Origin of the sequence: Polaribacter sp. (assembly GCF_965656025.1) — a bacterium.
In the GTDB taxonomy this organism is placed as follows: domain Bacteria; phylum Bacteroidota; class Bacteroidia; order Flavobacteriales; family Flavobacteriaceae; genus Polaribacter.
In genome coordinates this window covers 1-11,679 of sequence record NZ_CBFHJT010000082.1, presented here as the reverse complement: position 1 = coordinate 11,679, position 11,679 = coordinate 1, and the positions used below count along the sequence as shown (strand labels likewise).

Annotated in this window: 7 protein-coding genes, 1 tRNA gene and 1 pseudogene; 7 read left to right on the top strand and 2 right to left on the bottom strand. The window is 29.2% G+C overall.

Annotated features, from left to right (window positions below; translation table 11 throughout):
- From ACTG3S_RS12915 to ACTG3S_RS12895, 5 genes and pseudogenes are all read left to right on the top strand, one after another.
- Positions 1–828 (top strand): annotated as a pseudogene (locus ACTG3S_RS12915) (DNA-directed RNA polymerase subunit beta'); the annotation flags it as partial.
- 120 nt (positions 829–948) lie between these two features.
- Positions 949–1,260, top strand: coding sequence for a DUF3467 domain-containing protein (locus ACTG3S_RS12910; RefSeq protein WP_439129754.1), 312 nt, complete (start codon positions 949–951; stop codon positions 1,258–1,260).
- 314 nt (positions 1,261–1,574) lie between these two features.
- Positions 1,575–4,424 (top strand): TonB-dependent receptor, encoded by a 2,850-nt coding sequence (locus tag ACTG3S_RS12905; protein ID WP_439129753.1) that lies wholly within the window; start codon positions 1,575–1,577, stop codon positions 4,422–4,424.
- Between the two features lie 7 nt (positions 4,425–4,431).
- Complete coding sequence (locus ACTG3S_RS12900; protein WP_439129752.1) at positions 4,432–5,460, top strand: phytase; 1,029 nt, start codon at positions 4,432–4,434, stop codon at positions 5,458–5,460.
- A 138-nt stretch (positions 5,461–5,598) separates the two neighbouring features.
- Entirely contained in the window at positions 5,599–7,110 is a 1,512-nt protein-coding gene (locus ACTG3S_RS12895; RefSeq protein ID WP_439129751.1) for an NADP-dependent isocitrate dehydrogenase, read from the top strand.
- 187 nt (positions 7,111–7,297) lie between these two features.
- On the opposite strand, the gene ACTG3S_RS12890 is transcribed toward ACTG3S_RS12895, so the two are convergent.
- Together ACTG3S_RS12890 and aroC are read right to left on the bottom strand one after the other, a co-directional pair.
- Complete coding sequence (locus ACTG3S_RS12890) at positions 7,298–8,782, bottom strand: hypothetical protein (protein WP_439129750.1); 1,485 nt, start codon at positions 8,780–8,782, stop codon at positions 7,298–7,300.
- Positions 8,783–8,933: 151 nt separating this feature from the next.
- Complete coding sequence (gene aroC / locus ACTG3S_RS12885; RefSeq protein WP_439129749.1) at positions 8,934–9,998, bottom strand: chorismate synthase; 1,065 nt, start codon at positions 9,996–9,998, stop codon at positions 8,934–8,936.
- Positions 9,999–10,237: 239 nt separating this feature from the next.
- Between aroC and ACTG3S_RS12880 the strand changes: the two genes are divergently transcribed.
- Positions 10,238–10,322, top strand: a tRNA-Ser gene (locus ACTG3S_RS12880).
- 284 nt (positions 10,323–10,606) lie between these two features.
- On the top strand, positions 10,607–11,679 hold a 1,073-nt coding region (locus ACTG3S_RS12875; RefSeq protein WP_439129748.1), incomplete at its 3' end, for a site-specific integrase.

Here is an 11,679-nt window from a genome sequence, read left to right as displayed (position 1 = left end):
GCACGTAATCCTTCTAACCCATCTGTAGTTTCAGAAATTGATGGTGTGGTTTCTTTCGGTAAAATTAAGAGAGGTAATAGAGAAATTATAGTTGAATCTAAAACAGGAGACATTAGCAAGTATTTAGTGAAACTTTCTAATCAAATCTTAGTTCAAGAAAATGACTTTATTAAAGCGGGTATGCCATTATCTGATGGAGCAACAACACCTTCTGATATTTTAAGAATTAAAGGGCCATCTGCAGTACAAGAGTACTTAGTAAATGAAATACAAGAAGTATATCGTTTACAAGGTGTAAAAATTAACGACAAACATTTCGAAGTTGTAGTTCGTCAAATGATGCGTAAAGTTAAGATTATAGATTCTGGAGATACATTATTCTTAGAGAATCAATTAATTCATAAAAATGACTTTATCGAAGAAAATGATGCAATTTACGGAATGAAAGTTGTTGAAAATGCGGGTGATTCTGAGAACTTAAAACCAGGTCAAATAATTTCTGCACGTCAATTAAGAGATGAAAATTCTTTATTAAGAAGAAACGATCAGAACTTAGTAGAAGCAAGAGATGCAAGACCTGCAACAGCAGAACAAGTTTTACAAGGTATTACTAGAGCATCACTACAAACTAAATCGTTTATTTCTGCAGCTTCTTTCCAAGAAACTACAAAAGTATTAAACGAAGCAGCTGTAAATGGTAAAATAGATACTTTAGAAGGTCTAAAAGAAAATGTAATTGTTGGTAAGAAAATACCTGCAGGTACAGGAATGAGATCTTACGATAAAATTATTGTAGGACCAAAAGACGAGATAGAAAAAAGTTTCTAAAATAAAAAGTATAAACGTTTAAATATTTAAAAGTTGAATTGTTTACTGTAATTTTATTACACTATTCAATTCAACTTTTTTTTTAATATTACTTTATAAGTAAACAAAAGAATAAATAAGATGGAAGAAAATCAAAACAAAGACGGTCAATTAAATATAGAGTTAGATCAAGAAGTAGCAGAAGGAACGTATTCTAATTTGGCAATTATCAATCACTCAGTATCAGAATTTATTGTAGATTTTATCAATATAATGCCAGGTGTACCAAAGGCAAAAGTAAAATCGAGAATTATTTTAACACCACAACATGCAAAAAGACTAACCAAGGCATTAGCTGATAATGTTAGAAAATTCGAAAAAGCACATGGTGAGATTAAAGACTATGAGCAACCACCAATACCTATGAATTTTGGACCTACAGGTCAGGCATAAAACGTAAAGTGAAACATTTGTTTCACTTTTTTTTTATAAATTTTCTATTTATAGTATTATTTAAAAAGATTTAATTAGAGTAGTACTGTGTTTATTATTAGTTATAAATAATTAATAAAAGCTTCTTTTTGCTTAATTGTTAGTAGCTAGATATTTAGTTGTTTGATATTAAATAAATTGTAAAAACGAAATTAATTAAACGTTAATTGAGCTTGTTTTTAAGCTATTATTTAGCTTTTTCTTTTCATTTTATTAATCGATAAAAGTTATTCTAAACCTAATTTTGGGTAAAATTATAACTAAACTAAACTAAAATGAAACAACTTATTACTTTAAAACTCTTTTTATTTATTGCTGTGTTTTCTTTGTCGGCATTTCAAACATTTTCGCAAACAGGTACAATACAAGGTTTAATTACCGATGAAAACGGAATCTATGTTCCGGGAGCTAGTGTGTCTTTAGAAGCCACCAAAAAAGGTGATGTTACCAATTTTGATGGTAAGTTTACTATTGTGGCTGTCCCAGTAGGTACTTATACTTTAAAAGTTAGGTATTTGGGATATAAAGATGTTGAGCAATTAATAACTGTTAAGCAAAATCAAACAACTAAGGTAAACTTACAATTAAAATCAGGAGGCATTGAGCTAAATGAAATCCAAATAAAAACATATACTTTAAGTGGTCAATCTAAAGCATTAAATAAACAGAAAAATAATATTAATATTACCAATGTTGTCTCTACAGATCAGATTGGTAAATTCCCAGATGCTAATATTGGTGATGCTGTAAAAAGAATACCTGGTATTACAATGCAAGTAGATCAAGGTGAAGCTAGAAATATTATTATTAGAGGTTTATCACCTCAATTAAACTCGGTTACCTTAAATGGTAGTAGAATTCCTTCAGCAGAAGGAGATAATAGAAATATTCAAATGGATTTAATTCCATCTGATATGATTCAATCCATTCAAGTAAACAAAGCTGTAACCCCAGATATGGATGCAGACGCTTTGGGTGGTTCTGTAAATTTAATAACAAGAACAGCACCACAATCTTTTAGATTATCTGCAACAGCTGGTTCAGGTGTAAATACAATTACAAACAAAAGAATTTTAAATGGTTCTTTTTTAGTTGGAGATCGTTCTACAGACAAAAAATTTGGATGGATGTTATCTGCAACTGTAAATGACAACGATTTTGGTTCTGATAATGTGGAAGCAGAATGGACAAATGAATTTGGCTATTTTGATGGAACAGACGAAGTTGAACTTGATGTAAACCCATATGCAAACGTTTTTGAGCAAAGAACGTATTTGGTACAAAGAGTTCGTAGAAGTTTTTCTGCTAATTTTGATTATCAATTAAATGATAATAATAATATCTATTTAAAAACAATGTATAATTGGAGAGATGATCGTGAAAACAGATTTAGATTTGAACAAGAAATTTTAGATGCAGTAGATATTAATATTGGTGATTTTACTTTAACCGATAATACACCAACAATGTTTCCTGTAGGGGTAAAAAGACAGTCTAAAGGAGGGATAGATAATAACAGAAATAAAAATAGAAGACTAGAAGACCAAAGAATGCAAAACTATTCTTTAGGAGGAAATCATTTATTTGGAAATTTAAAAATTGATTGGATGGCTTCATTTGCAAAAGCTTCAGAAGAAAGATTAAATGAACGTTATGCAGAGTTTGAGTCTGAATATATTATTAATAATGATATTTCAAATTCTAAATTTCCTTTATATACAGCAGTTAATACTGCAGATGTTAATAATTTATCTAATTTTAAATTTGGAGAAATTACTGAAGAAAACCAATACACAGAAGAAGAAGATATTAATGTATTTGTAAATTTTGAATTGCCTTCTGATTTTTTTGGAAAAGGAGATGGGTTTATAAAATTTGGAGCAAGAACACGTATTAAAAATAAAGTAAGAGATAATAATTTCTTTGAATTTGATTTAGAAAATCAATTTCCAACGCTAGCATCTATTCCAACAAAAAGTTATACAGATCCTAATTATTTAGCAGGAAGTCAATATCAAGCAGGCTTATTTGCAGACGAAAGTTGGTTAGGTACCTTAAACTTACAGAATGGAGATACAGTAGCAGATGAATTTTTAAGAGATAATTTCAACGTAGAAGAAAGCGTTTACGCTGCTTATTTAATGACAAATCAAAAACTATCTGATAAACTAAGTGTTTTAGCAGGAGTTCGTTTAGAGCACACAAAATTATCTGCAACAGGAAATAATATTTTAGATGAAGATACTTTAGATGGAACAATTACAAAAGAAAGTTCGTATTCTAACTTTCTACCAGGTGTTCACTTTAAATATGATGCTACTAAAAATACTGTTTTAAGATTTGCTTGGACAAACACTTTAGCAAGACCAAATTATGCAGACATTACTCCAACATTAGATGTTGTAACAGGTGATGATGAGGTTTTTGTAGGAAATCCAGATTTAAATCCTACAACCTCTATGAACTTCGATTTAATGGCAGAAACATACTTTAAAAATGTAGGGATACTTTCAGGAGGTCTTTTTTATAAAAGTATAAACGATTTTATTTATACATTTCAATCTCAAACAACATCAGACATTTATGGGCAAGGAACAACTGGCTTTGATGTTTTTCAACCATTAAATGGAGATGATGCTTCAATATTTGGTATTGAATTTGCTTTGCAAAGACAATTAGACTTTTTACCAGGTTTTTTAAAGAATTTTAGTGTTTATTTAAATTATACACATTTAAGCTCAGATGCAAATGGAATTCGTAATGAAGATGGAGATGAAAGAGATGATTTAGATTTACCCAATACAGCACCTAATATGTTTAATGGTTCTCTGGCTTATGCAGATAATAAGTTTTCAGCAAGACTTTCTTTAAATTTCTCAGACTCTTACGTTGATGAAATAGGAGGTAATGCTTTTGAAGATCGTTACTACGACCAACAACTTTTCTTAGATTTTAATGCAACATATGCAATTAATAGTAAATTAAGAGTTTATACAGGTGTAAATAATATTACAAATCAGCCTTTACGTTATTTTCAAGGAGTAAGTAATAGAACAATGCAAATGGAATATTATGGACAAAGAATAACTTTTGGTCTTAAATATGATTTATTTAACAATAAATAGAATATTTATGAAACTTAACAAAATTATAAAAAAAAGTATCTTCCTAGGAAGTGCTTTTTTGATTTTTTCATGCAATTCAGGTAGTAAATTACCAGCAATAGAGCCAGATATTATCTCAGAAAAAACGATTAACGATACAGATGATCCAGCAATTTGGGTACACCCAACAGATGCATCAAAAAGTATTGTTTTTGGGACTGATAAAGAAACCAATGGAGCAATTTATGCTTTTGATTTAGATGGAAAAATTATTGAAGATAAAACCATCAGAAATATAAAAAGACCCAATAATGTTGATTTAGAATATGGTTTTAAATTAAATGACTCTATAAATACAGATATTTTAGTATTTACTGAAAGAGAAAAGCAACAAATTAGAGTTTTTTCAGTGCCAGAAATGAAACCATTGGATAATGGTGGATTTCCCGTTTTTAAGAATGAAACTATTTTAGAAAATAGATTGCCTATGGGAGTTGCTATTTACAAATCTAAAGTTGATTCTAGTTTCTATGTAATTGTAGGTAGAAAAACAGGTCCAGAAAATGGGTATTTATATCAATATAAATTAGTGGCTAAAGCTGATAAAATTGAAGCAATTTTGGTTAGAAAATTTGGGAAGTTTAGTGGTAAAAAGGAAATCGAAGCAATTGCTGTTGATGCTGAAATGGGCTATGTTTATTATTCTGATGAAATGCATTGTATCAGAAAATATTATGCAGAACCATCCAAAGGAAATAAAGAACTAGCTTGTTTTGGAGGCGATACATTTTTAAGAGATATTGAAGGTATTGCCATCGCTAAAATGAAAAATGGTGAGGGATACATCATTGTTTCAGATCAACAAAAAGGGCAGTTTAATTTATTTGACAGAAAAACAAATGCATTTTTAAAAGCTGTAAACTTATCTACTTTAGAAACTGATGGTTGTGATGTAGTTACTGTACCTTTGAATGAAACCTTCGATTCAGGTTTGTTTGTAGCAATGAATGATAAAAAAAACTTTTACTTTTATAATTTAAATAAAATTTTAGAATAGTATCATAAAACATGTTTAAAAGCGAAACTATTTAGTTTCGCTTTTTTATTATAAAATATATTTATATATATTATCAAAAACATAAATAAAAATATATGGATATTATTTTTCATTTTTGTATTGCTAAAACTTATACATATGGAAAATATTAAAACAAAATCGCAATTATTTCAATCTAAAGAAAAAGATATTACAAATGTCGCTGTAGCTTATGGTGATGGTATTGGTCCAGAAATAATGGCTGCTACATTAAAAATATTAAATGCAGCAGGTGCAAACATCAATCCTGAGAGAATTGAAATTGGAGAACAAGTATATCTTTCTGGGAATTCAGCCGGAATTGAAAAAAGTGCTTGGAAAACCATCAATAAAAATAAATTGATTTTAAAAGCTCCAATCACTACACCTCAAGGAAAAGGTTATAAAAGTTTAAATGTTACCCTTAGAAAATCATTAGGTCTTTTTGCAAATGTTAGGCCAGTAACAGCATATTCTCCATATGTAGAAACCAATTTTGCAGGTATGGACGTGGTTGTGGTTAGAGAAAATGAAGAAGATTTATATGCAGGTATAGAACACCAACAAACACAAGATGTGGTGCAATGTTTAAAGTTAATTACTAGACCTGGATGTGAAAAAATTGTAAGATATGCCTTTGAATATGCAAGAGCTTATGGTAGAAAGAAAGTAACCTGTATGGTAAAAGATAATATTATGAAGTTAACAGATGGTTTGTTTCATAATGTTTTTAAAGATATAGCTTTAGAATACCCAGAAATAGAAAGTAATTCACAAATTATAGACATAGGTTCTGCACGTTTAGCAGCATCACCACAAAATTTTGATGTTATCGTAACTTCTAATCTATATGGAGATATAATTTCTGATATCGCAGCAGAAATTGCAGGTTCTGTAGGTATGGCAGGTTCAGCTAATATTGGTTCTAATGTAGCAATGTTTGAGGCTATCCATGGTTCTGCACCAGATATTGCAGGTCAGAAAATAGCAAATCCATCTGGTTTATTAAATGCAGCTGTAATGATGTTGTCTTATGTTGGTAAAACAGAAATTGCAGATACTATTAAAAATGCTTGGTTAAAAACGTTAGAGGATGGTTATCATACAGCAGATGTTTATCAAGAAAAGATTACCAGGGAAATTGTTTCTACAAATGAATTTGCAACAAGAGTTATTGAGAATTTAGGGTATAAGCCTACCAAGCTTCCTACAAGTAAACTATCTGAGGGAAGTGGAGAAATTAAAATTCCAGATTATATCCGAAAAGAACAAAATCAAGTTTTGGTAGGTGTTGATATTTTTATCAATTGGAAAGGAAAAAATCCCAACCAGATAGGGGACACTTTAAAAAGTATAAAATCATTTAAAATGAAATTAAAAATGATTACGAACAGAGGTGTAAAAGTATATCCTGATGGTTTGCCAGAAACCTATTGTACAGACCACTGGAGATGTAGATTTGTAGATGTAGATTCTAAAACTGGTGATCAGAAAGTTTATAACCCTGTAGATTTTGAGAAGATTATAGCATTACAATCGATACTTCATCACAAAGGTTTTGAAGTAATTAAAACAGAAAACTTATATGAGTTTGATGGTAAAAGAGCTTTTTCTTTAGGACAAGGAGAATAAATAATAACTTATAGACCCTAAATCATAGGTTATTTAACTAAAAAGCGATACTAGAAAGTTTCGCTTTTTTTTAACATTATCCCGTTAAATATGTAAGAAAAGTTGACAAAATCTTCTTGTCGAAGTTATTTAATTTTCTGTTTATCATATACTTTTTGATAGGTTCAAAATAGCTTTTATTATTTTTTTACTTATTAGACAACCTCTTTTTGTTCTTATATAAGATAAAAACTTTATTATCTAAATTAATCATTTTAAATATAGGAAATAAAAATTTCGGAAAGGTTGTTTCAACCTCAATCATTTTAGAGTTTATTTCTTTTATATAATCTTTATTAAGATCTTTTAATGATACTATAAAAAGATTTGTATTGTCTGTATGTAAAGTATAAAGTTCTTTTAAATTAGATGGGTTTATTTTTTTAAACTTGGCATTACTTTCTTGGTAAAAATTAGAATTTAATGTCCATTCATATTTTGGATAATAATCATCTGTTACAAATAAAGTAAGTTGTTTTTTCATATTAAGTTGATGAATTTTTTTTTCAATGGCAGATTTTCCATTACCAGCAGCTCTTAAATTTGCAAAAAATAAAAACAAGATATTAATACTTAAAAACATGATATAAAAAAGGTGGATAATTTTTTTATGGTTTCTATAGATTGTTTTTTTAGAAAAATAGTCCCAAAATATAACGATTATAATCGGTAGAAAATTTATTAAAGGAAAAAGAAATCTTAACTCTTTATGGGGTACTAAGGTATGTATTAGATAAAAAGGAACAATAACCCAAGTAAATAAATTTCTTTTTCTCTTTACAACAAGAAATACAAAAGAACTTACTATAATTAATCCAATAGGAGGTATTGCATATAATAAAATTAATAAGAAATAAGAATACCAGGGAGTTACTCCAAACTCAGAGGCTTTATCTTCTATAATATTAACAATAAAATAATTATAAGGTGTAAATGTAGGCTCTTTGTAAAATAATGTATCTAATAAAAAGCCGATAAAAATTACAAACAATATAGAAAAACAGCAAGCTAATATGTTTTTAATAGCTTCTTTTTTTATAAAAAACAACCATAAAACTACACCTAAAATAGCAAAACTTATTTGATATCTAAATAAAAAACTTACGCCAAGTAAAAGACCAATGTACCAGTAGCTATATTTATTTTTATTTATATTAATAATTAATGCCATTGCTAATAAAAAGAATAGACCTGACCAAGTTTCTGACGAAAACCTAACATTTACAAAAGGTAAAAACCATAAAAAGTAACTTAGAAATAAGAATAGTTTTTTACTTTTAATCAGTTTTGCGTCAATAACTTTATTAGTAAAATAATAAATAATTATTACAGATAATAAAGCAGTTAATAACCTTAAAATAAAAGCTTTTGTGTAAGGATCAGTCAAAGAAAAAAAGTGGCAGCCTTCAAATATTAAATAAGTTAAAATGGGTTGAATTGAGGGTCTAATTTTAGCCTGATATTCCCAAGGTAAATCATTTGCAGTATTATTACCATTTAATAAACCAGCAAATTCTATAATTTGATAATGTTCATCTGCACTAAAATAACCAGAACTATAATAAGCAGTTAGACCATATACAAATAAAGCTACTATACAAACATAATGTTTAAAATTAAATTTATGAATCATATAGCTAGTATTAGAATTTAGTCACTTTTCTAAGTAAAACTTTGTATGATTAAAATAATCAACCATAAAAATATCAGTTTTTTACCTACAATAAGTTTTTTATGATTAGAATCTTAAAAAATCAGTAAAAAAATCTGATTAATTAAAAAAACTATACCCTTCTTGTTTTATTTAATAACCAAAAATCAGCTAAAACCAATGCAGTCATTGCTTCAATAATTGGTACAGCTCTTGGCACAACACAAGGATCGTGTCTACCTTTTCCAGTAATTTCGGTTACTTCATTTTCTGAGTTTATGGTTTGCTGAGCGCTCATAATAGTGGCAACTGGTTTAAAAGCTACTCTAAAGTAAATGTCCATTCCGTTAGAAATTCCACCCTGCACACCGCCAGATAAATTAGACTGTGTGGAGCCGTCAGCATTAAAAATATCATTATGTTCTGAGCCTCTCATTTTTGCACCACAAAAACCGCTACCAAACTCAAAACCTTTTACTGCATTTATTGATAGCATTGCTTGCCCAAGAGAGGCATGTAATTTATTAAAAATAGGTTCGCCTAAACCCACAGGAACATTTTGAGCGACACAAGTAATGGTTCCTCCGATAGTATCTCCAGCTTTTCTTATTTCTTTAATTTTAGCGATCATTTTTTCTGCAGAAGTTTCATCTGGACATCGTACAATATTATTTTCAGTTTTAGAAAAATCTACCTCTTGATATGGTTTTTCCATAAAAATATCACCCACAGAAGAAGTAAAAGCATTAATATTAACACTAGCAATTAATTGTTTTGCCAAAGCACCAGCAACAACCCAATTTGCCGTTTCACGTGCAGAACTTCGTCCACCTCCACGATAATCTCTTAGACCATATTTTTGGTCGTAAGTAAAATCTGCGTGAGAAGGCCTGTATACATTAGTATTATGATTGTAATCTTTAGATTTTTGGTTCGTGTTTTTTATAATAAAACCAATAGATGTACCTGTAGTTTTTCCTTCAAAAATTCCTGATAAAAATTCAACAGTATCAGGTTCTTTTCTTTGAGTTACTATTTTAGATTGCCCAGGTTTACGTCTGTTTAGTTCTTCTTGTATTGCTTCAAAATCAACTTTTAAACCTGCAGGAAAACCATCAATAACACCACCAATAGCAGTTCCATGAGATTCTCCGTATGTTGTAACCTTTAATAAATTTCCAAAAGAATTAAATGACATTTTATAGTAAATTTTAGAAATACAAATATAGTAACATGTGTAGATAAAATTTGAAAATTGTCCTTTAAATAATTATTTCTAGTATATTTTTTTTATGTATAACTATTGATATAGAATATGATAGCACAAATAAAAAATGATATTCAAAAAAGTTTAAAAAAACACGCTTTTTATTTTATAGAAATAAAAAACCTTTCTATATTTGCATCCGCATTCAGGAAATACCTGATGAGACTTCTGGAGAAATGGCAGAGTGGTCGAATGCGGCAGTCTTGAAAACTGTTGACTGTAACAGGTCCGGGGGTTCGAATCCCTCTTTCTCCGCTGATAGATTTTCAAAAATCATCAAAACCCTTTAAAACCTATGTTTTAAAGGGTTTTTGCTTTTCCAAAAAACCCAAAAAATTCATTAAATCGTATTAATTAGGTGTCCAATTCGGTGTCACTAGCTAATCACTAAAACAAGTGACACCGAATTTTTCGCTATCCCTTTAATAGTAAGGGTTACAAAGAAGTAAAATCAGGCTAAAACTAGTTCAAAAAACGTACACCTTGCGTTGAATTAGGTGTCAGTTTAAATTTAATATGAATTTTAAAGGTTACCGAAAATGAAAACAATCACAGCAATTCTCTTTTATCCAAAGAAATCAAAAGTAAATGCCAAAGGGCAATGCGTTATTTATACACGCATAACAGTCAATGGAAGACGAATCGAATTTAGCACAGGAAGATACATCTCTCCTGAAAAATGGTCTTCAGAAAAAGGCAAAATGAAAGGGCAGTCTGCAGAAGCTCGTTCAATAAATAAACATCTTGATATTCTAAAAACAAAGATCATCGACATTCAAATGGAGTTCATTCATACCAAAACACCAATCTCAGCAAAAATATTTAAGAGTAAAGTTCTGGGAGAAGATGCAAAAAGAAGAATGTTGATTCCAATTTTCGAAGACCATAATAAAAGAATCGAAGAATTAGTCGGAAAAGAATATGCTCCAGGAACTTTACAACGTTACAAAACCTCCTTAAAACATACCAAAGAATTTTTAGAATGGAAATACAAAGAATCTGATATTGACATTTTAAAAATCAATCATGCATTTATAACTGATTACGAATTCTATTTAAGATCTGTTAGAAACTGTAGTAATAACACAGCAGTAAAATACATTAAGAATTTTGGCAAAATCATTAAAATATGTTTGGCCAATAATTGGATGGATAGAAATCCATTTAGCAATTACAAATCAAAAATAAGAACTGTAGAAAGAGTTTACTTAAATGAGCCAGAAATTCAGAGACTACTAAACAAAAAATTCAAATCAGAAAGGCTATCATTAGTAAGAGACATTTTTTTATTTAGCTGTTATACAGGTTTGGCATATGTAGATGTAAAGAATTTAACAACATCGCATATCAGTATCGGAATAGATGGAGATAAATGGATTTTTACGCACCGTCAGAAGACTGAATCCGCTTCTAAAATTCCAATTTTACCAATAACTCAAATGATGATTGATAAATATGCAGACCACCCAAAATGTATTGCCAATAATTCCTTATTACCAATTTTTAGCAATCAAAAAATGAATGCCTATTTAAAAGAAATTGCTGTAGTATGTGAAATCAAAAAGGAATTGACTTTCCACATTGCACGACATACATTTGCGACCACAGTCAC